The sequence below is a fragment of the Kitasatospora sp. NPDC088783 genome (genome assembly GCF_044750705.1).
Lineage (GTDB): Bacteria > Actinomycetota > Actinomycetes > Streptomycetales > Streptomycetaceae > Kitasatospora > Kitasatospora fiedleri.
The window spans coordinates 711,541-732,980 of sequence record NZ_JBIVKJ010000001.1 but is presented as its reverse complement, the minus strand read 5'-3'; the positions used below and the strand labels follow the sequence as shown (position 1 = coordinate 732,980).

The window sequence follows — 21,440 nt, the reverse complement described above, 5'->3', positions numbered from 1 at the left end:
TCCACGGGTCGCAGCTCCGCTGCCCGAGGAGCCGCGGTCCTCACCGCGCTCGCCCTCGGCATGGCAGGCACCGCCCTGCTCGGCACCGGCGCCGGCACCTCCTCGGCGTCCAGCCACCGCGAGGCTCCGCTGATCGCCGCCGACCCGCAGGTCGACAACACCGACGTGTACGCCTTCACCAGCCCGGACAACCCGGACACGGTCACGCTGATCGCCAACTGGCTCCCGTTCCAGGAGCCCAACGGCGGCCCGAACTTCTACCCGTGGGCCGACGGCGCGCACTACGACATCAACATCGACTCGCAGGGCACCGGGCAGCCGGACGTCACCTACCGGTGGACCTTCCACACCGAGGACCTGCGCGGCACCGACACCTTCCTCTACGACAAGGGGCCGGTGAACAACCTCGACGACGACACGCTGCGCTTCCGCCAGTACTACACGCTCCAGGAACTGCACCCGAACTGCGCCCCGGTGACGCTGGTCGAGCACGGCCAGGCGGCCCCGTCCGACACCGGCCGGGCCTCGATGCCCGACTACGGGCGGCTGCGGCAGCAGGCCACCGTCCAACTCCCCGGCGGCGGGCAGACGGTGGCCACCCAGGCCGCCGACCCGTTCTTCCTCGACCTGCGGGTCTTCGACCTGCTGTACGGCGGCGACCTCTCCGAGGTCGGCCAGAACACCCTGGCCGGGTACAACGTCAACTCCGTGGCGCTGCAGATCCCCAAGAGCCGCCTCGCCTACAAGGGCGACCCGACCCGCAACCCGGTCATCGGCGTCTGGTCGAGCACCGAGAAGCAGAGCATGAAGCTCAGCCCGGGCAAGTCCGACCCGGTCGGCCCGTACGTCCAGGTCTCGCGGCTGGGCAACCCGCTGGTCAACGAGGTCGTCGTCCCGGCCGGGCTCAAGGACGCCTTCAACGCGCTGCCCCCGTCCGAGGACCACAACCAGCCCGCCGTGGTGGCCAAGGTCCTCGACCCCGAGGTGCCCAAGCTCGTCCAGGCGATCTACGGCCTGCCCGCGCCCGCCACGCCGCGTACCGACCTGCAGGAGATCTTCCTGACCGGCATCGCCAAGGCCGCGGACGGGCCGCTCGCCGTCGACCTCAACTCGCAGCTGATGAACCAGGACATCGACCCGAACCGGTTCGTCCCCGCGGAGGAGCTGCGGCTGAACCTGACCACTCCGGTGACGCCGAAGCCGGACCGCCTCGGCGTCCTGAACGGCGACTTCCAGGGCTTCCCCAACGGCCGTCGCCTCGGCGACGACGTCGTCGACATCGCCCTGCAGGTCGTCGAGGGCGCCACCCCCGGCAAGTTCGTCCAGGCCCTGGCCGCCGGCGACAAGGTCAACGGGCCCGACCGGCCGTTCGCCGCGACCTTCCCGTACCTCGCCCTGCCGTACGACAAGGCCGTCAACCAGAAGTGACCATCCGCGCGGCGGCCCCGGCCCGGGGCCGCCGCCGGCCACTCCGCCGACCACGCCGACCACGCCGACCACGCCGCCGATCGAGGACCGAACTCCCGTGCGCCGTCTCCCCCTTGTGCTCGCCACCGTCCTGGTGTGCGGCGGCCTCGCCGCGGCCGGCGGCCTGACCGACCCGCCGCGGTCGGCCACCGCCGCGCCCGCCGCCCAGGCCGCACCCGCGCACCCGGCCGCGCCGCCGCCGGGCGGCGCGCTCGCCGCCGCGATCGGCGCCGACCAGCGGCACCTGCGCGCCCGCCCCGACGACGCCGCGGTCTGGGCCCGGCTCGGCGGCGAGTACGTCGAACAGGCCCGGCTGACCGCCGACGCCTCCTACTACCCGAAGGCCGACGAGGCACTGCACCGCTCGCTCACCCTCGCCCCCACCGGCAACACCGACGCGCTCACCGGCCTCGGCGCCCTCGCCAACGCCCGCCACCTGTTCGCCGAGGCCGCCGACCACGCCCGGCAGGCCCTGGACGGAGCCCCGCTGCACTGGCAGGCGTGGGCGGTCCTCACCGACGCCCGCACCCAGCTCGGCGACGACACCGGCGCCACCGAGGCCGCCCAGCACCTGCTCGACCTGCACCCCGGCACCGCGTCCTTCACCCGCGCCGCCTACGACCTCGAACAGCACGGCCGGCCCGAGGACGCCGCCGACGCCCTGCGCCGCGCCCTCGACGGCGCCTACGACCCCGGCGACAAGGCGTTCTGCCTCCACCAGCTCGCCGAACTCGACCGCACCGCCGGCCGCACCGACGCCGCCCTGGACGGCTACCGCCGCGCCCTGGCCGCCGACCCGACGTACACCGCCGCCCTCGCCGGACAGGCCCGCGCCGAAGCCGCCCTCGGCCGCACCGACGACGCGCTCGCCCACTACGCGCAGGCCGCCGCCGCGGTGCCGCTGCCCCAGTACCTGCTCGAACTCGGCGAACTCCACGAGTCCCTCGGCCACCCCGGACAGGCCGCCGAGCAGTACCGGCTGCTGCGCGCCGAAGCCGACCTCGCCGCCGCGGGCGGCGTCGTCGACGACCTGACGCTCGGCCAGTTCGAGGCCGACCACGGCGACCCGGCCACCGCCGTCCGGCTGCTGCGCGCCGAATGGGACCGGCGCCACCACGTGCTGGTCGCCGACGCCCTCGCCTGGGCCCTGCACCGCACCGGCGCCGACCGCGAGGCGCTCGGCTACGCCGACCTCGCCCTCGCCCACGGCTGGCACAACGCCCTCTTCCGCTACCACCGCGGCGAGATCGAACGCGCCCTCGGCCGGACCGACCAGGCCCGCGCCGACCTCGCCGGGGCACTGGCCACCGACCCGCGGTTCGACCCGCTCCAGGCGCCCCTGGCCCGCTCGGACCTGGCGGCGCTCACCCCCTGATCTTGTGCCGGGACGCACCCGACCGGGTGAACCACCGCCCCTCGGCCACGCCGCCGGCACGAGCACCCCGAATGACCGGTGCCGCCCCGTCCGGGGCGGCACCCGACCGAAACCAAGGAGCAGACATGTCCCGTACCCGCACGTACTTCGCCGTCGTCGCGCTGGCCGCCACCGCGGTGCTCGGCACCGCCGGCGCGGCCTCGGCGTCCGCCGGCGCCGAGGGCGTGGCCGTCGGCTCGCCCGGCGTCCTCTCCGGCAACGTGATCCAGATCCCCGTGCACATCCCGGTCAACCTGTGCGGCAACAGCATCAGCCTGATCGGCGCGCTGAACCCGGCGTTCGGCAACTCCTGCGCCAACATCGGCTGACCCAGCCTCTGCCGATAGACCGGGAGACCGGAAAACCGGGAGACCGGAAGGCCGGAAGACCGGAAGACCGGAAGGCCGACCCGGGCCGGGAGACCGGCTCCGGGTCGGCGCCGTTCTCGCCGACGGCCGCCGCCCCGTGTCCCCGCCCCGCGCCCGTGCCCCGTGTCCCCGACAGGACGGGGCGGGCCGGGGATCAGGGTTTGCCGTCGGCGAGGTCGGCGATCCGGCCGACCAGCAGGTGGTACGACTCCTGGGCCGGGATGACCTCGCTGAGCTTGGCGCCGCCGGTGAGCGCGTCGGTGTTCCGGGTGCAGTTGGTGGCGGCGGTCTCCATCTGGTCGAGGGCCTGCTGCCAGTAGGTCTGGGCGGTTGCGTCGGGGATGGCCCGGTGGTCCCGGGCCTTCTTGATGTCGTCGAGGACCTGTTGGCAGTGCCTGGTGTTGTCGGCCGAGGTGCCGTTGGCGTTGAGCAGGACCTTGAGGTCCTCGCCGATCACCCGGGTCTGTTCCTTGCCGCCGTCCTTGGACCAACTCGCCGTCGTGTCTACCCCGTCGGAGGAGCAGGCCGCCAGGACGGTGGCCAGCAGGACGGCGGGGAGCAGGGCGAACGCCCCGCGGCGGAGCGAACGCTGGTGCTGCTGCAGGGGCATGGACACGTCCTTCGTCCGGGGTGGTGGTGGTCGAGCTGTCGAGCTGTCGAGCTGGAGCCTGCCAGGGTGCTCTGACATCCCGTCAGGACGCTGCCCGTCGGTGACGCGCCCAGCGGGGACGCACCGGTCGGGGGCGGGCGGCAAGTGGCGGGGTCTTCCGGCGTGGCGCGTTGGGGCGGTCACGTCGGGCCGCGATGCTGGGCAGGACGGCCTGGCGGTTGCTGCTTCCAAGGGGGATGGACGGACATGGCGACTCGGGTGACCGGCCGGGCGGCGACCGCGACGGTCGACGGCGGCGGGGTGGTGACGGGCTGGTCGGCGGCGGCCGAGCGGCTGACCGGGTTCGGGGCGGGGCAGGCGCTCGGGCGGAGCGCGGTGGGGCTGTTGGCGGGTGGAGTGCCGGTCGCCCTGCTGCGGGCGGCGGTCCGGCACGAGCCGTTCACCGGGATGGTGCGGTTGTGCCGGGCCGAGGACGAGCCGGTGGCGGTCGAGCTGGGGGTGGTGCCGGTGCGGACGGCGCGCGGGGAGCCGACCTGGGTGGTGTCGGCCCAGGCGTTGCAGCCGTTGACCCCGGGGGCCGCCGCGCGGCCGGCGGCGGTGCCCTCGGTGCTGTCCGGGTCCTCCGAGGAGCGGGCCCGGCACCGTCTGGCGCTGCTCGGGGAGGCCGGTCTGCGGATCGGTTCGACCCTCGAAGTGGACCGCACCGCGCAGGAGTTGGCGGAGGTGGCGACCGGTTCGTTCGCCGATTTCGTGGCGGTCGACCTGCTCGATTCGGTGTTCGGCGGCGGCCCGCCGTCGAGCGCGGGGCTGGTGTTCTACCGGGTGGCGCAGCAGTCGGTGCTGCCGGGCTGCCCGGAGTCCACGGTCGCGTCCGGCGCCGGGGACGTGATCGCTCCGGACTCCCCGATGGCCCGGGTGCTCGCCTCGGGTCGGCCGATGTGCGTCGACTACCGCGATCCGGAGGTCCGGTCCTGGATCGCCCAGGAGCCCGAACGGGAGCGGTTGGCCGAGGAGTTCGGCATCCACTCCGGGCTGATGGCGCCGCTGACCGCCCGCGGGGTGACGCTGGGCGTGGCGATCTTCCTGCGGCACCGCTCGCCGGAGCCGTTCGACGAGGACGACCTGCTGCTGGCCACCGAGCTGACGTCGCGCGCCGCGCTCTCCGTCGACAACGCCCGCCAGTACACCCAACAGCGGGACACCGCACTGGCGTTGCAGCGTTCCCTGCTGCCCAGCCGGACGCCCCGGCAGGCCGCGGTCGAGGTCGCCTTCCGGTACCTCCCGGCGGGCGGGCGGGAGGGCGTCGGCGGCGACTGGTTCGACGTGATCCCGCTGTCCGGCGCCCGGGTGGCCCTGGTGGTGGGCGACGTGGTCGGCCACGGCGTGCCCGCCTCCGCCGCGATGGGGCGGCTGCGGACGGCGGTGCGCACCCTGGCCGACATCGACATGCCGCCGGACGAACTCCTCACCCACCTGGACGACCTGGTGCTCCGGGTGGACCTGGACGAGCAGCCGGAGGGCGGCACCGCCTGGGCGGGCGGCAGCGTCGGCGCGAGCTGCCTGTACGCGGTGTACGACCCGGTGGCCCGGTCCTGTTCGCTGGCCCGGGCCGGGCACCCCGGGCCGGCCCTGGTCGGCCCGGACAACACCGTGACCTTCCCCGAGCTGCCGCCGGGGCCGCCGCTCGGCCTGGGCGGACTCCCGTTCGAGGCAGTCGAGTTGGAGGTCCCGGAGGGGAGCGTACTGGCGCTGTACACCGACGGCCTGCTGCGCGCCTCCGAGCTGCACGGCGATCCCGGGCTCGGCCTCGACCGGCTCGGCTCGGCCCTCACCGCCCGGGCCGGCTCGCTGGAGGACCTGTGCGACCAGGTACTGTCCACCACCCTCGGCCCGGACGCCCCGACCGACGACGTCGCCCTGCTGCTGGCCCGCACCCGGGCCCTGCACACCCAGGACGTGGCCGAGTGGCCGCTGCGCCGCGACCCGTCCGAGGTGGCCCGGGCCCGGAAGGTGGCGGCCGCGAAGCTCGCCGAGTGGGGGCTCGAAGAGGCGTCCTTCGTCACCGAGTTGGTGGTCAGCGAGCTGATCACCAACGCCGTCCGCTACGGCCTGCCCCCGATCGGGCTGCGGCTGATCCGGGACGGCTCCATGCTGCTCTGCGAGGTCTCCGACGGCAGCAGCACCGCCCCGCACCTGCGCCGGGCCCACAACGACGACGAGGGCGGACGCGGCCTGCTGCTGGTGGCGCAGCTGTGCCGCAACTGGGGCACCCGGCACACTCCGCGCGGCAAGACCATCTGGGCGGAGCAAGAAATCTGACGGACCGTCAGTGCCGTGACGTCGGTGCCGTGCCGTCGGTGCGGTGACGTCAGTGCGGTGACGTCAGTTCAGTGCGGTCGGTCCAGTGCCGCGTGCAGGGCCTCGCGGAGCCGTCCGCCGCTGTGCTCCAGCAGTTCGGCCGCGCGGGCCGGGTCCACGTCGGCGAGCAGCAGCAGGACGGCGTCCTTGACCCGTCCGCCGGTGGCGGCCAACGCGGCGTCCACGGCGGCGGGTTCGGCCCCGGTGGCGAGGGCGGTGATCCGGCGGCTGCGGGCGCGCAGCTTGTCGTTGCTCGCGCGGAGGTCGACCATCAGGTCGCCGTAGGTCTTGCCGAGCCGGACCATGGTGAGGGTCGAGACCATGTTGAGCACCAGCTTCTGCGCCGTCCCGGCCTTCAACCGGGTGGACCCGGCCAGTAGTTCGGGCCCGGTGACCACCTCGATCCGGTGCTCGGCGGCGGCCCCGAGCGCGGAGCCCCGGTTGGCCGCCAGCGCGACGGTGAGCGCCCCGCGGGCCCGGGCGTGCTCGACGGCGGCCAGCGCGTACGGGGTGCGGCCGGAGGCGGAGACGCCGACCACGGTGTCGGCGGGGGTCAGGCCCAGCGCGTCCAGGTCCGCGACGGCGGCGGCCCGGTCGTCCTCGGCGTCCTCGACGGCGGCGGTGATCGCGCCGGGGCCGCCCGCGATCAGCCCGACCACCTGGCCGGGCGCGGTGCCGAACGTCGGCGGGCACTCGCTGGCGTCCAGCACCCCCAGCCGCCCGGCCGTCCCCGCCCCGGCGTACACCAGCCGCCCGCCGCGCCGCATCCGCGCCACGATCGCGTCCACCGCCGCCGCGATCGCGTCCAGCTCCTCCGCCACCGCGGCCGGCACCGTCCGGTCCTCGGCGTTCATCACCCGGGCGAGCTCCGCCGTCGTCAGCAGGTCGATCCCGGCGCCCCCGTCCCGCCGCCCCTCGGTCACCAGCCCCTCCAGCGGCGGCGAGCCGTCGCCGCGCTCCGGCGCGGACGGGACGGCGGGGACGGAAGGGCCGGACGGCGGGTGCGGGGTGTGCGGGGTGTCTGCCACGGCGCCCACCCTAAGGGCTGTCCCGCTCTCGGTCTTCGGCCGTCTCGGGCGCGGGTCGTTGCCCGGTGATCGCCCGCCTCACGCGGCCTGGAGGAGGTGGTGGAGGTGGGCGACGCCGGGCACGGTGTGGTGGACGCCGCTGCCTTCGAGGCGGCGGTCGCGGAGGATCTTCCGGGTCTTCATCCGGGTGAAGACGTGCTCGACGCGGGCGCGCACTTGCTCGTGTGCGCGGCTTGCCACTCGGTGAGCTCGCCGCCGGCCTCAACCCGGTGAACGGGCTTGTCCAGGAGTGTTCCGACGCGGTGGTCACCCGAGCCACGGCAAGATCACGGCACCGGTGCGTTCGGGCCTTCGGGCCGGTCGAGGGCGGTGATGCGGAGGTCGCGGCGAGCACGGTGGCGCCGAGGTGACGGGCGCAGGGGGTTTCATCGGCGTCGAGCCGGACGTCGGTCCGACCCCGGTCGCCCGTGTCGTAGCCCTCGTGGGCCCCGGCCCGGTCAACCACCAGGCACCGGTGCGCTCCGCTCGTCGCGCGGGTGGAGACGCCACGGTCGTCGACCGGCCACAGCTCGACCGGCGTGACGTCTCTCCGGCCCTCGTACCCGTGCCAGGCTGCCTTCACGGGACAGCCCTCAGGGCGTCTTCCAAGATGACCGGTCGGTGAGAGACCGTGTCGGGCGTGATACGCCGTCATGAGCCGAAGCCCCGCCACCGGGCCGGACCGCTGTGGGGGCGGGATCCGGGTCCGGTGGCGGGGCTGCCGCGTCGGCGGGTCAGCCGCAGTGGCTCCAGGGGCTCTCGTACGCGCTCTGGTCGAAGTCGCTGAACCAGCCGCCCCACTTGACGCACTTGCCCGCGGCGTAGGCGTAGACCGGGCCGGCGTAGGACCCGTAGTAGCCGGTGTCGGTCTTCTGGGCGCTGCCCTGGACCGTGAGGTCGGCCGACATGTGCACCGGGTCGCCCCCGTTCCCGCGGATGGTGACCACGCAGTTGTAGCCGTTGGAGCTGTTGTAGGTCAGGTAGACCCACACGGTGCGGTTGATGAGCTGCTCGGAGTCGATGACCTTGTAGCCGGGACCGCAGACCTCCGTCGGCGAGGCGGTGAGGGCCGAGGCCTCGGGCGCGGTCATCACGGTGGCGGCTCCGGCCATCGCGAGGGCACCGAGGACGGAGACGATCTTCTTGCGCACGGACATACCTCTCTTGCGCCGAACGTCCAGCGGTTCGGCACGGTTGGAAATGCGGATCCGTCGGGCTCCGGTCGGCCCGTCGGGGGCGGGTCGTGGGGCTCAGCAGCCCCGGGTCCCGCTCGACACGGAGTACTCGTGGCCGGCCCAGTTGACGTAGCCGTAGGCGTAGACGCAGTAGTTCGCCGTGCCGGTCACGCCGACCGGTCCGGCGTTGTACGCGTACGATCCCTTGTCGACGCGCGACGAGACGTCGACGGTGCAGCCTCCGCCCGTACCGGACTTCTGGAGGCACCGGTAGATCTCGACGCTGGTCGTCGCCGCAACGCCGTAGGACGCTCCACGGTGGTAGAAGCAGGCGCTGTTGGTGCCGCCGTTGCTGCTGTTGTAGTAGATGACCAACTCACCGATGGCACTGCCGTCGTGCGAGACGGTCTGGTCGTACGTGACGGTGCCGGAGCAGGAGGTGGCGGCCTGCGCGGCGGAGGACGCGAACAGGCTGACGCCGGCGAGCAGCGCCACACTGGCGACCACGGCGAGGACTCGGCGGAGGACGTGCATACGGAACCCTGTCTGCGGTGGATCATCGATGATCGATCGAACGCCGACCATGCTGGCGCAGCCGCGTAACGCCGCCGTATCGCGCGGAACCCCCGCACCGCCGGCCGGGGTTCCGGGGATCGCCGCGGCCGGTCCTTCCCGGCCAAGCAGTGTTCGGTCTTTGAAGACAGACCCTGGGTCCTCGGGGTCTCCCGCGCCGGGACCGGCGGGGCGACCGTTCGAACGGGCTTGCGGGGCAAGGGTGTTGTCCGTCGGGAGTCGGCCTCCGGGTGGTGGCTTCGGCACCGCTGCGGCGGTTACGCTGCGCGCGTCGGCGCGGGAGTGACGGGACGGGGTGCCGCGCCCTTCGACTCGGGGGTTCCCATGGCGCGGCGCGTCATCCGTGCGGCGGTGCTGCTGGCCGTCTCGCTGCTGTTCCCGGCGCTGTGCGTCGCCGTTCCGGCCTCCGCGGTGACCGGCAACGGGTCGGTGGTGACCCGGATCGGCGGTGTGCCCCCGCGGGTGGCGGGCGGGGGCGGGTTCACGGCCGTCTTCACGGTCGAGTCGACGTCGCGGTACCGGATGCTGGTGGACTCGCTGTTCCTGCGGGTGTCCGCGCCGGACGACCCGTCCGGGCCGCCGGACGGCGTCTCGGTCACGTGGCAGGACCCGGCCACCGGGGCCTGGCGGAGTTCCGACACCCGCAGTGGGACGGGGTGGGGGCTCACCCTGGACCCGCCGCTCACCGTCGAGCCGCACGGAACGCTGACCTTCCGGGCCCGGATCGGGCTGGACGCCGCACTGCCCGGCGGCACGTACGCGGTGGCGACGAACGGGGTCTCGGGCTACCGGCTGGTCGACCCCTCCGGGCGCGGCGCGGGCCTGCTGGAGGGGCGCAACCAGCCGCGGGCCGTGTTCCGCTACGCCGGGCCCGGGCCGTCCGGCCCCGCGACGGCCTCGGTCTCGGCACCGGCACCGGTCTCGGCGTCGGCCTCCGCAGTGGCGTCCGCGACGGCTGGGCCGACCAGGGCGCCGTCACCGTCCGATCCACCGTCCGCCACCGGTACGCCGTCCGCTGCGGCAGCGTCGGCCGACTCCCCCGCGCCGACCGCGCTCTCCGCCCTGGCCGGTCCGGAGCCGGGCGGCGGGGCCGGGACCGGCGGTGGTCCGGGGCCCGGGTCGGTGAGCGGGACGCTGCTGCTGGGCCTGGGGTCGATCGCCGCCGGTTTCGCCCTGGGCGCCGCCGCGCTGCTGATCCGCCGCCGCCAGTCGTACCCGTGAGCCGGCGGCCCGGCAGCCGCGTCCAGGACCCGCGCCGGGTTCCCGATCATCAGGGTTTTCCCGGGGCGGTCTCCGGGTTCTCCCGGGTGGGCGGGCCGGGTCCGCTCTGCCACGCTCGCGGCATGGGTAGGCGGGGGAACGGGTCGGCTCCGGCCGACGGCTCGGAACAGGTGGGGGAGGCCGCAACGGGCTTGGCGCGCTTCGCGGCCGGTCCGGTGCTCGGGGTCGCGGGCGCGGTCGTGGCGGTGCAGGCGGCGCTGGCCGGGCGGTACGGGTTCCACCGGGACGAGTTGTACTTCCTGGCGGCGGGACGGCACTTGGCCTGGGGGTACGTCGACCAGCCGCCGCTGACACCGCTGTTGGCCCGGCTGTCCACGGCGGTGTTCGGCGACGGCCCGGCCGGGCTGCGGATGGCCGCGGTGCTGCTGTGCGCGGCGACGATCGTGCTGACGGCCTTCGCCGCACGGGAGTTGGGGGCGCTCCGGGCCGGGCAGGTGTTGGCGGCGGCGGGGGCGGCGGTCTCCGCGATGGTGCTGGCCCTCGGGCACGTGCTGAGCACGGCGAGCTTCGACCTGTTCGCCTGGACGCTGCTCGGCGTCCTGGTGCTGCGCCTGCTGCGCACCGGGGAGCGCCGCTGGTGGCTGGCGATCGGCGCGGCGGCCGGAGTCGCCCTGCTGAACAAGGACCTGGTGCTGCTGCTCGCGCTCGTCCTGCTGCCCGCCATCGCCTGCTGCGGCCCCGGTGGCGGCACCGCTCCCGGCCCGCGGGCGGTGCTGCGCGGCTGGTGGCTGCCGGCGGGGGCGCTGCTGGCGCTGCTGGTGGCGGCGCCGAACCTGTACTGGCAGGCGGTGCACGGCTGGCCGCAGCTCACCGTCGCCTCGGGGATCAGCGGCCAGGACGGTCCGGCCAACCGGTTGACCTTCGTCCCGATGCAGCTGGTCTACCTCTCCCCCGTGCTGGTCCCGATCTGGCTGGCCGGGTTCCGCCGCCTGCGCGAGGACCGACGGGTGCGCTGGGCGAGGCCGTTGGGGTACGCGTACCTGGCGCTGTGCGGGCTGGTGCTGGCCCTCGGCGGCAAGCCGTACTACGCGCTGCCGCCGCTGCTGCTGGTGCTGGCGGCCGGGTGCGGACCGGTCGCGGAGCGGCTGTGGGGACGCCCGCCGGAGGAGGGCGGAGACGGGGGCGGAGACAGGGGCGGAGGCGCGACGCGGCGCGACCGGGTCCGGGCGGTGGGGCTGCTGCTGGTGGCCGCGCTGGTCAACTCGCTGATCACGCTGCCGGTGCTGCCCGCCGACCGGCTGTCGGCCGTCTCCTGGCTCTACCCGGAGTCGGCCGAGCAGGTGGGCTGGCCCGAGCTGACGGCGGCGGTCGCCGCGGGGTGGGCGCAGGTCCCGCCGGAGCAGCGCGGGCGGGCGGTGGTGTTCGCCGCCGACTACGGCGAGGCGGGGGCGCTGGTGCGCTACGGGGGCGGCCGCGGCCTGCCCGCCGTGTACTCGGGCCACATGTCCTTCTACGACTGGGGCCCGCCGCCGGACTCCGCGACCGGCCCCGTGCTGGTGGTCCACCCGGCGCCGTACCCGGAGGTCGAGCGGGCCTTCACCGGGTGCCGGCGGGTCGCCGAGGTGGACGACGGCCGGGGCGTGGCGAACGAGGAGCAGCACGCGCCGGTGCTGCTCTGCGCGGGGACGGTCGCCCCGTGGTCGCGGCTGTGGCCCCGGCTGCGCCACTTCTACTGAGTCTCAGCCCCCGTCGGGCGGCGTGCGCAGTTCGGTGTCGGTGATCCCGCCGGGGCACTCGCGGGCGCGTCCCCAGCCGGCCAGGTCGGCCCCGGCACGGTAGGCGGAGTCGAGGAACTGCCGGGCGGTGGCCCACGGGTCCTCGGCGGCGCGCACCTCGTCGTACCTCAGCAGGGCGAGGTGGCCGCCCCGGTTCGGGGTCCAGCGGGCGGCGGCGGGGTGCAGCGGGCGGGTGTCCAGGCCGGCGGGTTCGGGGGCGGTGTAGGAGTAGAAGGTGGGGGCGGGCACGTCGGCGTCGCCGAACCAGAACCCGGCGCTGATCACCTCGCGGGAGTACGCCTCGCGGGTGACGCCGTCGGCGGCGGGCTGGGCGACCTCGCGGTCGGAGAAGCGGGTGACGGCGAGGTCGAAGGTGTGCCAGAAGTGGTGGACGGGGCTGGTCTTGCCCGCGTACCCGGCGGCGTACTCCTCCAGTAGCAGGGCGACCTGGCTGAGGATGTGCCAGTAGGTGGTGACGGCGGCCGGGTCGTAGCTGCGGTGCTCGTGGTCGTCGGCGAACGGGCGGTGCGCGTCGGGCAGGTCGTAGGGGTAGGGGTGGTCGGGGAGCACGTCGATGTCGAGGTGGACGAGGGCGCGCAGGGTGTCGCGGTAGAAGTCGGCGACGGAGCGTCCGGCCAGCGGGAAGGAGTCCTCGGCGCCGTCGAGGGTGCGGACGTACAGGCGGTGGTCGGTGAAGTCGAAGTCGATGGTGAACGCGTCGCCGCCCCGGGTGGGGCCGGTGGGGCGGGTGGTGATGCCGCGTCCGGTCAGGTGGAAGGGGACGTTCCACCAGTGGTTGCGGCGGGGGCTGCCGGCCAGGCGGATCTTGCCGATGACCTGGGTGAAGCGGTGCAGTGTCTCCTTGGTGTCCCGCCAGGACTCCAGGGGCAGGGGCGGGAACAGCTCCATGGTGCGCTCCGGCGTGAGGGGGGTCGGGGGCCGCTGACCATCCTCACCGCAGGGGCGGGCCGCCCCGGGCCGACGCGCCCGGGCGGGCGGGGGTGCTGCTCCGCCCGGGTGCGGGGCGGGGGTTCAGACCAGGAGCCGGGCGCGGAGGGCGGCGATGTCGGCGTCGGTGAGGTTCAGGCCCTGGTGCAGGTAGGCGTCGAAGCTGCCGTAGACGTGGTTCACCTCGGCGAACGCGGCGTCCAGCCAGGAGAGTTCGACCGCGTCGGGGCGGCCGGTGTAGGTGTTGCTGGCCAGGAAGTCCGCGTTGACGGTGGCCCGGTCCACGCCGAGCAGGGTGAGCAGGACGGCGGTGGCCCAGCCGGTGCGGTCCTTGCCGGCGGTGCAGTGGTAGACCAGCGCGCCCTGCTCGGCCTCGATGGCGGTCAGGGTGTCGTGGAAGGCCCGGTCGGAGCCGGTGAAGTCCACCATGAAGGGGTAGCCGATGGACTGGCCGAGGTCCGAGGAGCCGTTGAACAGGCCCGCGGCGAGCGCGCCCAGCAGCGTGGTGACGGCGTTGCCGTGGAAGCCGATGCCGTGGGCGAGCGAGGTCACGTCGGCCACCTGGTAGGCGAGGCCGGCCGGGATCGCGTCGGGGGCGCTGCCGCGCTCGCTCGCGTTGCGCAGGTCCACGTCCCGGGTGATCCCGGCGGCGGTGAGCTGCTGCTGCTCGGCGGGGGTCAGGCCGCTGAGCTTGCCGGAGCGGTGGACCCGGCCCATCCGCACCCAGTGGCCGTCGGTGGTGCGGTAGCCGCCCGCGTCCCGGAAGTTGGCGGCGTCGGCCAGGTGCAGCGAGCGGTCCGCGACGGTCAGCGCGGCGCCGGAGTCCGGGGTGAGGCGGAAGAACCAGCGGGTGCCGGCCGCGAGCGCGCCCGCCGGGACGGTCAGCGTGCCGGTGCCCGCGCCCTGCCCGACCACCGTTCCGGTGGCGGCGTCGGCGTCCGCGGAGGCCACGGCGGTGACGGTGACGGCGGTGGCGGGCGAGGCCCAGGCCACGGTGTGGCTGCCGTCGGCGTTCAGGGTGACCGCGGCGGCGGTGAACGGCACGGCGGCGGGCAGGACGGCGGCGGTCACCGGTGCGGCCTGCCCGGCCGACGCGGCCTGCGCGGGCAGGGCCGCGAGCGGCACCGTGGCGCCGACGGCGAGAACGGCGACGGCGAGGCGGACGGCGGTGCTGCGGGACAGGTTCAACGGGGCCTCCGGGGAACGCTGGCGGTCGGCCTCCCCCGCGACGGGACGGGACGGGGTGCGGCCGGACGGGCGGGCACCATGAAGCCCGAGCCACGTGAGACCGACGCGGCCCCCGGATGGCCCGCAGACGACCGTCGCCCGAACTCCGGCCCCCGGTCCGGCATTTGCCGCCCGCACCGGATCAGCCGGAGCCGCCCGGGCAGGCCGCCCGGCCCACCCCTGAGTGCCGGGAAGGCCCTCCGGCGAGCGTCCTGCCCGGGCGGGCCTCACACCGCGAGTGTCCCGTGTCAGACGATCTTGACCGATTGTCAAACGATCTTGACTGAATGTGGGGTCGGGTATTGCCAGTGGATGCGAGACCGGGCCTCTTCGAGGTATCCCGGCCGACTGGATGCAAGTTGAACATGTTCAATAATCATGCCATGGTGTGTGCGCCCAAGGCTCGCCTGCACCGGTAGCCAGGCGCGTGGCGATCGGGAGGGCTTGCAGTGGGGCGGACGAGATCACGAAGGTGGGCCGTAGGAGGCGCGGCGGTCATGCTGTCTGTGCTGTGTGCCTGCGCCGGCCCCTACCAGTACTACGAAGGCACTGGACTTCATGATGCAGCCGTAGCCGAGGCGGCCGGGGTCTGGGAGGGAGCGGAGCAGACGCGGTTGACGCTCAACCAGGACGGGACGGCTGTCGTTGAGCGACTTGATGGCGCCGACTTCGACTTCGACGACGGCTGGCGAATCTCCGGCGCGGGGACCTGGGAGCTCACAGATCGTGCCGGCGGACAGAACGTCGTCGTCACCGTGACCACTCGGACTGGGGTAGATGCGCGTGAAGCCTCACCGCCGGTAGAGAAATCGGTCGCCGCGCCCCTGACGTACACGTGGCGCTTCTATGTGCGCCGCGATGCGCACAGGGGCCTGGAACTGTTCTTCTTCTTCGGTGATCCCGACGTCGGGAACTTGTACCTACTGCGACACGCCAGCGCTTCGAGCTCCGCCGCCGCCACGAGTTGATCGCCTGCATGTCACCGCCATGGGTGGCCCAGCGCGATCGGATCCGGCAAATCGCCGTCAGCGGTGTGTGGCGGATCGCCCCGCCCGTAGGAAGGCGTTGATGGCGCTGTAGGTCAGCGGTATGTCGTGGTCGTCCATCATCCGCGCCCAGATCTGCGCGGTCGACCGGCCGGCCCCGGCCAGGGCGCGGATGCGGCGGCGCTGGGTGTCGTCGGCGGGCATGGCCCGGGCCAGCCGTCGGACCGGTTGCTGCTGGAGGGCCCGGCGCAGGTCCTTACGACGTAGTCCGTGGCGCCGGGCGACCAGTCGCCAGGGGACGCCGTTGCGCGGCTGCGCCAACGCGAGAAGCAGGTCGATTCCGCGGAAGAGCTCACTCTGCCCGGCCTCGCGCAGGTCGGCGGGCTTGTGCTGTTCGGACTGCGGCCTGCCGGGAGCATCGGATAGAGCACGCCGCAGAGCGGCCGGCCGGCGTCCGGCGAGCTGGGCGAGGAGAGTGATGTCGGGCTTGCCGATGTTGGACCCCGGACTTGTAAGGGCGTTGAGGTAGCTGGGTTTGAGGTGATTGGCCCGTGCGAGGCGGCGGAGGTAGCTGTCGGTGCCCTCGCCGAGCCGGGGAGGGACACGGACCGGCAGGGGCCGCAGCGGCGGCCGGGCGCTCGGCTCGGTCATCGGCGGCGGCCGGAGGGCGTGGCGCGGGCGCTGGTCTGGGCGGCGTGGTCGAGGGGGATGGCGTCCAGGCCGTCCTTGGTGATCTTCTCGGTGCCGGTGAGGATCGCGTCGATGGCCGCGCCGCGGATCTGGTGGGAGAGGGCGCCGATCATACCGCCGGTGCGGTGATGGAGGTGGCGGTCGAGTGCGACGAGGGTGCCGGGCCGGTGGTCGTGGAGCAGGAGGTGCTGCTCCAGGGTGGCGACGAGGCCGGTCCACTCCTCGCCGTAGGGGAAGGGGCGGGTGGGCAGCAGGGTGAAGCGGCCGGCGATCTGGGCGCCGCGGGTGCCGGACAGCAGGTTGCTGCGTTCGATGTCGATGCCTGCGTAGACGAAGGTGGCGGGGATGCGCTCGGAGAAGTATTTGAGGGTGTCGGCGACCTCGGCGCCGGAGCGGCTGGTCAGGGAGATGTTGTGGAGTTCGTCGACCAGGACGAGGCCGGTGCGGGTGTCGGTGCAGACGCCGACGACGGCCTCGGTGATGTCGGTGATGTTTGCGCTCCGGGTGACTGGCAGGCCGAGGAAGCGGGCGAACTCGGCGGCGATCATGCGGGGTGTGGCGGCGGGCGGGACGGTGATGTAGACGACCGGGATCCGGTCGGCGCGGCTGGGGTGGCGGGCTTGGTCGAGGAGTTCGTGGGCGCGGCCGAGCTGGGTGATGGCGATGGTCTTGCCGGTGCCAGCCGGGCCGGAGAGGATCAGCCCTCGCCGGGCGCTGACGGCGTGCCGGTTCATCAGGACCAGGCGTCGTCCGCAGGTGACCGCGTGCCGGACTGTCGAGGTGGCGACGACCCGCAGGCGGGCGTGGTGGTCGAGGCGGGCCTCGTCGTAGAGCGTCCGCTCCAGATCGCCGAGCCCCTCGTGCCGCTGACGTGGCAGCAGCGTCGGCGGCGGGGGCGGGTCGGTGGTGAACTGCCGCCAGCCCTCCAGCGTGGTCAGGTGCCGCCCGGCCGCTTCGTCGCCGGCCGCTTCGTCGCCGTCCGGGTCGGCGGGGTCGGTGGTGGTGGGGCGGGCGGTCACGTGCGTCTCCAGGGGTCTTCCAGGGGGTCGAACAGGCCGAGAGGGATGACCTTGGCCAGCGGTCGGCCGCCGTCCGCGGGCTCGGGCCCCGAGGCCGGTGCGGGCGGGGTGGGGGAGTCCTTCGGCGGGACGGCGGCCGCGGTGGTGGTCGCGCGGGTGCGGGCGGCGACCCGCCGGTCGCGGCGGCCGGGCTTGCCCGCGGCGGGCCGGTCGGGTCCGGCGTGGGCGCGGGTGAGCAGGGCGGCGACCGCGTCGGCGATCTCGCTCTCGGTGGCGCCGGGGCGCTGGTGGCGGACGTGGTCCCAGGCGAGTTCGCCGAAGGGGACCGGGGCCCGGTGCAGGTGCTTCCAGGTCGCTTCGATCCAGGGCCGGCCTTCGGTGCGGTGGTCGCGTACCCAGATCCGGGAGACGTCGTAGGGGTCGCGGTGGATCTCCCACAGGCCTCGCTTGGCGGTGATGCCGGAGTCCTGGCGGCGCAGCGGATCGAGTTCGGGGCTGTCGTAGAGGCGGTGCTTGAACTTGATGCCGTAGTCGTTGACCGCGCGCCACTCGGCGGGCAGCAGCTCGATGTAGTCGTCGCCGGCGAGCGCGACGGGGACGTAGCCGCAGGCCTCGACGAGGGTCGCGTACTTCTCGTTCGGGGTGAACATCCGGCTCGGGTGCGCGGGGTCGCGCAGGCTGTCGTGGGGCCGGTTCTGCCAGTGCGCGACGATCCACTCGTCCAGGAGCTCCTGGAGCTCGATCAGCGACCAGAGCCGGTCGCGCTCGGGGTGGCGGCCGCGGTGGTCGGTGCTGCGGCCCAGATGGCCGGGCAGGAACTGCACGAACAGCGATGCGATCGAGGCCAGCATCTTCTCGATGTGGCCCTTCTCGAAGCCGGAGCCCTTGTGCGCGGGCTGGAAGTCGATCTCCAGGAAACGGCAGGACGACTTGAAGTTGCGGGAGATGAACGCCTTCCCGTGGTCGCAGACGATCATCTCCGGGACGATCACCGGCCGGGCGGCGGCGTGCTCCAGGCGCTCGTCCAGGCTCAGCAGTCGGCGGTGCGGCAGCACCGAGCGCGACATCCGCAGGGCCTCCGCCCAGCCCGGCCGCTGCGGCTCCGGTGTGACGGTGCGGGCCAGCAGCACGCTCGCGTCGACCGCCTTCGTGGTCGGCCGCAGCACCGCCGCGGTGAGCGTGCGCGTCGCCACGTCGATCATCGCGGTCAGCTCGATCCGGCCCGGGACGCCGTCGTCCAGCAGGACCATCACGTCCATCGGCGTCGAGTCGATCTGCATCACCTCGCCCGGTGCGAACGCCGGCAGCTCGCCGAACGGGGTCTGAGCGCCGTGGGCCCGGGAGCGGCGGGTGCTCGCGGCACCGAAGGTGTGGGTGCCGCGGGTCAGCTTCGCCAGCAGCCGGTAGAGCGTGCTCCGCGAGGGCAGCTCGACGCCCTGGGCCTCGGGCGTTTGCCGCAGGATCTCCCCGGTCCGCCAGATCAGGTACGACCCGGTGCGGGTGGAGGCGTCGACGCCCTCGCTGATCGCCGCGCGCATCGCTGCGACTACTCGCACATCGACCGTGGTGAACTCCGGGGTTCTGGGGGCGGCGCGGCGGTCGACCAGGCCGAGCACGCCGTCGGCCTGGTACTTGCGCCGCAGGTTGGCGATCGCGCTGGCGGACACCTCGTGGCCGGCCGCCGTCAGCTCGGCGGCCTTCGCCCGCTGCCGGGCCGTCAACGATGTCCCCAGCCCGTAGCCCGGGCGCGGCGCAGTGTCCGAGACGGCGTCCGGGCGGTAGCCGTGCAGGACTTCGAGGATGTGGCCCTCCCACCACAGCGCCTTCTCGATCGCCTGCGGCGGGAACGTCTCCAGCCGGGACTGCGCCGGCAGCGGCGTGCGGACCGGCAGGTCGACCACGGCGAAGTCGGGGTCGGCCGTCAGCTCGCCGATCGGCACCTCGACCTGGCCGCCGTTGGCGTCCGACAGCGTCGCCGACCTCGCAGTGACGCCCACGATCGCCCGGACCTGCCCGGCGAAGCGCACCCACGCGCCGACCACGATCCGGGCCGGCCGCTGCATCCCGCTCATCGCGCCCGCCTCCCGGCGCCGACCGACGTGGTCGACGACAGCGGCGCGCCCTCCAGGTCCGCGGCCAAGTCGCCGTGCCACAGCAGGTGGAACAGCACGGGCAGCACCACCAGCGGATCGCCCGCCCGCGCTGCCCCGGCCCGAAGCGGCGTCCCGACCGCGAACACGTCGAGCAGCCGCGCGGCGATCTCCGGATCGGCGCACCGGCGCCGGCGGTAACGCGACAGCCAGCGCACGTTCTCCATCAACACCGGCTCCGGCTCGCCGACCCGGACGAACTCCCAGCCCACAGCCCGGCAGGCCCGCTCCGTCGCGGCAAACGCCTCCGCGTCCGCCCGTTCGATCCGGTCGGCGGCCCTCACGTCCACCACCCGGCCCTGGCCGTCGGCCAGCCGCACGAAGTAGTCCGGAGCATGTCGGCGCTGCCGCTGCCCGTCATGCCAACGCAGCCAGAACGGCTGCGACGCGATCCCCACGACCGCGGGCTCGCGGTCGAGCAGGATCAGCCGGTCACGCTCCAGCCACGACTCGTAGCCCACGTGGTCGCCCACGGTGGCGGAGAAGTACGAGCCCGCGAAGCCCTGCCCGCCCTTGGCCCACCGGAACTCACGCACCGGATCGACCGACTCGAACCGCCGGTTCCAGACCTGCCCGAGCGCCATCCGGCAGCGCTCGCCGCCCTCGACGAAGTCCAGCTCGAACGCGGACAGCGCCGGGTCGTCGTACACCAACGAGGCAACTGCCACCTGGACCCCCGCCACCGATCAAGATCGAATGACAGAAACCTATCGTCCGCCAAGATCATTTGACAAACGGTCAAGATCATTTGAGACGGGACAGCGAGGTGCCGCTCCGGATCGGTATCGCCGACGGGTCCGGCGCCGGCGTCGGGTTCGACGTCGGGTTCGGTGTCGGGTTCGACGTCGATGCCGTGCTGTTCGTCGTCGGGGCGGCCCTTCCGGGGCAGGAGGAAGGTGATGGCCAGGAACGCCGCCAGCAGGACGGCCTGGACGATCAGGGCGCGGTGGAATCCGCCGACGAAGTCGCCGGTTTCGGCCAGGGCGAAGAAGACCGAGCCGAAGACCGCGACGCCGGTGGAGCCGCCGACGGCCTGGACGGCGGACAGCACGCCGGAGGCGGAGCCGATCTCGTCGTCGTCGACCGCGGCGAGGATGAAGCTGAACAGGGCGGCGATCACCATGCCCGCTCCGATGCCCGCCAGGGCCACGCCGGGGGCGATGTCCCAGATCGAGAACGAGTCCGGGGCGAGGCCGTCGAGTTCGCACCAGAGCACGGCCGCACCGGCCAGTTGGACCAGCGGGCCGAGCTGGAGCACCTTGCGGCCGATCCGGTCGGCGAGGAACGCGCCGCTGACGGCTCCGCCGACGGCCGTGCCGACGGCGAGCGGCAGGTTGCCGAGCCCCGCGTCCCCGGCGGTGAAGTGCCGGCCGATCTGGAGGAACAGGGTCAGGACGAGCTGGGCGCCGACCAGTCCGCCGAAGAACAGGGCGATGCCGCCGAGTCCGACGGTGAAGGCGGGCTTGCGGAGCAGGCCGGGGGTGATCAGCGGTTCGCGGCCCGTGGCGGCGGTACGCCGCTGCTGGACGGCGAACAGGGCGAACCCGGCCACCGAGGCGGCCATGCACAGCCAGGTCCACAGCGGCCAGCCGTCCTCCTGCCCCTGGTTCAGCGGGAGCACCAGCAGGGCGCAGGAGGCCGCGACCAGGGCGGCGCCGGTCACGTCGACCCGGACGGTGCGGTCGCCGGGTTTCCTGGGCACGAACCTGGCGGCGACGACCAGGGCCGCGGCGCCGACGGGCAGGTTGACCAGGAAGACCGAGCGCCAGCCCAGGCCGAAGAAGTCGCCCTCGACGAGGAAGCCGCCGAGCACGGGGCCGATGATGCCGCCCAGGCCGAGGACGGGGCCGAAGACCGCGAAGACCTTCGTGAGTTCGGGCCCGGAGAAGTTCTCCCGCAGCAGGCCGAGGCCCTGGGGCAGGAGCATCGCCCCGGCGGCGCCCTGGAGCAGTCGGAAGACGATCAGCGTCTCGATGGTGGGCGCGAGGGCGCACAGCAGCGAGGCGGCGGTGAACGCGGCCAGGCCGATCAGGAACATCCGGCGGCGGCCGTGGCGGTCGCCGAGCCGGCCGCCGAGCACCAGCCCGGCGCCCAGGGTGAGGGCGTAGCCGCCGATCACCCACTGGAGGCCGGCGGAGGTGGCGCCGAGGGCGTCCTCCAGGGCCGGTCCGGCGACGTTGACGATCGAGGCGTCCAGGAGGTCCATGATCTCGGCGACGAGCATCGCGACCAGGATCAGCCACCGCCACCGGTAGGGCTCGGCGGCGGGGCCACCGGCGTGCCGGCCGGTGGTCGGGGACGGGTCGCGCATGCCAGATACCTCCACGGTGAAGTAGTTTCACCATGAAGGTAAATTGGTGGCGGTAGGTTGTCAAAGCGGGCCGCGCGGCTG

Annotated in this window: 18 protein-coding genes and 1 pseudogene; 7 read left to right on the top strand and 12 right to left on the bottom strand. The window is 73.9% G+C overall.

The window, feature by feature from the left end:
• Window positions 1-60: 60 nt before the first annotated feature.
• The 3 genes from ACIP60_RS03190 to ACIP60_RS03180 all read left to right on the top strand — a co-directional run bounded on the left by ACIP60_RS03190 (window position 61) and on the right by ACIP60_RS03180 (window position 3,210).
• A complete protein-coding gene (locus ACIP60_RS03190; protein WP_400679422.1) occupies window positions 61-1,428 on the top strand; it encodes a DUF4331 domain-containing protein in 1,368 nt (455 codons plus the stop codon).
• Window positions 1,429-1,525: 97 nt separating this feature from the next.
• Window positions 1,526-2,842 (top strand): hypothetical protein, encoded by a 1,317-nt coding sequence (locus tag ACIP60_RS03185; RefSeq protein WP_400679420.1) that lies wholly within the window; start codon window positions 1,526-1,528, stop codon window positions 2,840-2,842.
• Window positions 2,843-2,967: 125 nt separating this feature from the next.
• Entirely contained in the window at window positions 2,968-3,210 is a 243-nt protein-coding gene (locus ACIP60_RS03180; protein WP_400679418.1) for a chaplin, read from the top strand.
• Window positions 3,211-3,403: 193 nt separating this feature from the next.
• Here ACIP60_RS03180 and ACIP60_RS03175 read toward each other — a convergent pair whose 3' ends face one another.
• Window positions 3,404-3,859, bottom strand: coding sequence for a hypothetical protein (locus tag ACIP60_RS03175; RefSeq protein ID WP_400679417.1), 456 nt, complete (start codon window positions 3,857-3,859; stop codon window positions 3,404-3,406).
• Window positions 3,860-4,105: 246 nt separating this feature from the next.
• Between ACIP60_RS03175 and ACIP60_RS03170 the strand changes: the two genes are divergently transcribed.
• Window positions 4,106-6,178: a SpoIIE family protein phosphatase gene (locus tag ACIP60_RS03170; RefSeq protein ID WP_400679414.1), complete on the top strand. Its 2,073-nt coding sequence runs from the start codon at window positions 4,106-4,108 to the stop codon at window positions 6,176-6,178.
• Between the two features lie 68 nt (window positions 6,179-6,246).
• Here the strand turns inward: ACIP60_RS03170 and murQ are convergent, their stop codons facing one another.
• The 4 genes and pseudogenes from murQ to ACIP60_RS03150 form a co-directional block, all read right to left on the bottom strand.
• The gene (gene murQ, locus ACIP60_RS03165; protein ID WP_400679413.1) at window positions 6,247-7,245 is read right to left on the bottom strand and encodes an N-acetylmuramic acid 6-phosphate etherase; all 999 of its coding nucleotides are present in this window, start codon (window positions 7,243-7,245) and stop codon (window positions 6,247-6,249) included.
• Window positions 7,246-7,323: 78 nt separating this feature from the next.
• Window positions 7,324-7,479, bottom strand: a pseudogene (locus tag ACIP60_RS03160) (IS5/IS1182 family transposase); the annotation flags it as partial.
• A gap of 539 nt (window positions 7,480-8,018) precedes the next feature.
• The gene (locus ACIP60_RS03155; RefSeq protein WP_400679411.1) at window positions 8,019-8,435 is read right to left on the bottom strand and encodes a hypothetical protein; all 417 of its coding nucleotides are present in this window, start codon (window positions 8,433-8,435) and stop codon (window positions 8,019-8,021) included.
• A 99-nt stretch (window positions 8,436-8,534) separates the two neighbouring features.
• Window positions 8,535-8,993, bottom strand: coding sequence for a hypothetical protein (locus tag ACIP60_RS03150; RefSeq protein WP_282203523.1), 459 nt, complete (start codon window positions 8,991-8,993; stop codon window positions 8,535-8,537).
• Window positions 8,994-9,356: 363 nt separating this feature from the next.
• Here ACIP60_RS03150 and ACIP60_RS03145 point away from each other — a divergent pair, with 363 nt between their 5' ends.
• Both ACIP60_RS03145 and ACIP60_RS03140 read left to right on the top strand, forming a co-directional pair.
• On the top strand, window positions 9,357-10,253 hold the full coding sequence (locus ACIP60_RS03145; protein WP_400679409.1) for a hypothetical protein: 897 nt from the start codon (window positions 9,357-9,359) through the stop codon (window positions 10,251-10,253).
• 191 nt (window positions 10,254-10,444) lie between these two features.
• Window positions 10,445-11,989, top strand: coding sequence for an ArnT family glycosyltransferase (locus ACIP60_RS03140; protein ID WP_400679407.1), 1,545 nt, complete (start codon window positions 10,445-10,447; stop codon window positions 11,987-11,989).
• Window positions 11,990-11,992: 3 nt separating this feature from the next.
• On the opposite strand, the gene ACIP60_RS03135 is transcribed toward ACIP60_RS03140, so the two are convergent.
• A complete protein-coding gene (locus ACIP60_RS03135) occupies window positions 11,993-12,937 on the bottom strand; it encodes a DUF5996 family protein (RefSeq protein WP_400679405.1) in 945 nt (314 codons plus the stop codon).
• A gap of 123 nt (window positions 12,938-13,060) precedes the next feature.
• Window positions 13,061-14,164, bottom strand: coding sequence for a tyrosine-protein phosphatase (locus ACIP60_RS03130; RefSeq protein WP_400679403.1), 1,104 nt, complete (start codon window positions 14,162-14,164; stop codon window positions 13,061-13,063).
• A gap of 536 nt (window positions 14,165-14,700) precedes the next feature.
• Here ACIP60_RS03130 and ACIP60_RS03125 point away from each other — a divergent pair.
• Complete coding sequence (locus tag ACIP60_RS03125) at window positions 14,701-15,171, top strand: hypothetical protein (protein WP_400679400.1); 471 nt, start codon at window positions 14,701-14,703, stop codon at window positions 15,169-15,171.
• 57 nt (window positions 15,172-15,228) lie between these two features.
• On the opposite strand, the gene ACIP60_RS03120 is transcribed toward ACIP60_RS03125, so the two are convergent.
• Genes ACIP60_RS03120 through ACIP60_RS03100 form a run of 5 tightly spaced genes read right to left on the bottom strand, consistent with a single transcriptional unit; the run spans window position 15,229 to window position 21,359 of the window.
• The gene (locus ACIP60_RS03120; RefSeq protein WP_400679398.1) at window positions 15,229-15,840 is read right to left on the bottom strand and encodes a hypothetical protein; all 612 of its coding nucleotides are present in this window, start codon (window positions 15,838-15,840) and stop codon (window positions 15,229-15,231) included.
• Window positions 15,837-16,898, bottom strand: a complete 1,062-nt coding sequence (locus tag ACIP60_RS03115) for a TniB family NTP-binding protein (RefSeq protein WP_400679395.1) — start codon at window positions 16,896-16,898, stop codon at window positions 15,837-15,839. Before ACIP60_RS03115 ends, ACIP60_RS03120 begins: the two co-directional genes overlap by 4 nt.
• Complete coding sequence (locus ACIP60_RS03110; RefSeq protein WP_400679393.1) at window positions 16,895-18,970, bottom strand: Mu transposase C-terminal domain-containing protein; 2,076 nt, start codon at window positions 18,968-18,970, stop codon at window positions 16,895-16,897. Before ACIP60_RS03110 ends, ACIP60_RS03115 begins: the two co-directional genes overlap by 4 nt.
• Window positions 18,967-19,584, bottom strand: coding sequence for a TnsA-like heteromeric transposase endonuclease subunit (locus ACIP60_RS03105; protein WP_400679390.1), 618 nt, complete (start codon window positions 19,582-19,584; stop codon window positions 18,967-18,969). Before ACIP60_RS03105 ends, ACIP60_RS03110 begins: the two co-directional genes overlap by 4 nt.
• Entirely contained in the window at window positions 19,473-21,359 is a 1,887-nt protein-coding gene (locus ACIP60_RS03100) for an MFS transporter (protein ID WP_400679388.1), read from the bottom strand. The genes ACIP60_RS03105 and ACIP60_RS03100 overlap by 112 nt, the downstream gene beginning before the upstream one ends.
• Between the last annotated feature and the right edge of the window lie 81 nt (window positions 21,360-21,440).

What these genes read in the sequence shown, in the direction of transcription:
- ACIP60_RS03150 (WP_282203523.1), bottom strand. Translation starts at nt 8,993, where the DNA reads ATGCACGTCCTCCGCCGAGTCCTCGCCGTGGTCGCCAGTGTGGCGCTG.
- ACIP60_RS03135 (WP_400679405.1), bottom strand. Translation starts at nt 12,937, where the DNA reads ATGGAGCTGTTCCCGCCCCTGCCCCTGGAGTCCTGGCGGGACACCAAG.
- ACIP60_RS03125 (WP_400679400.1), top strand. Translation starts at nt 14,701, where the DNA reads ATGCTGTCTGTGCTGTGTGCCTGCGCCGGCCCCTACCAGTACTACGAA.
- ACIP60_RS03100 (WP_400679388.1), bottom strand. Translation starts at nt 21,359, where the DNA reads ATGCGCGACCCGTCCCCGACCACCGGCCGGCACGCCGGTGGCCCCGCC.
- ACIP60_RS03175 (WP_400679417.1), bottom strand. Translation starts at nt 3,859, where the DNA reads ATGCCCCTGCAGCAGCACCAGCGTTCGCTCCGCCGCGGGGCGTTCGCC.
- ACIP60_RS03110 (WP_400679393.1), bottom strand. Translation starts at nt 18,970, where the DNA reads ATGAGCGGGATGCAGCGGCCGGCCCGGATCGTGGTCGGCGCGTGGGTG.
- ACIP60_RS03145 (WP_400679409.1), top strand. Translation starts at nt 9,357, where the DNA reads ATGGCGCGGCGCGTCATCCGTGCGGCGGTGCTGCTGGCCGTCTCGCTG.
- ACIP60_RS03180 (WP_400679418.1), top strand. Translation starts at nt 2,968, where the DNA reads ATGTCCCGTACCCGCACGTACTTCGCCGTCGTCGCGCTGGCCGCCACC.
- ACIP60_RS03120 (WP_400679398.1), bottom strand. Translation starts at nt 15,840, where the DNA reads ATGACCGAGCCGAGCGCCCGGCCGCCGCTGCGGCCCCTGCCGGTCCGT.
- ACIP60_RS03190 (WP_400679422.1), top strand. Translation starts at nt 61, where the DNA reads ATGGCAGGCACCGCCCTGCTCGGCACCGGCGCCGGCACCTCCTCGGCG.
- ACIP60_RS03170 (WP_400679414.1), top strand. Translation starts at nt 4,106, where the DNA reads ATGGCGACTCGGGTGACCGGCCGGGCGGCGACCGCGACGGTCGACGGC.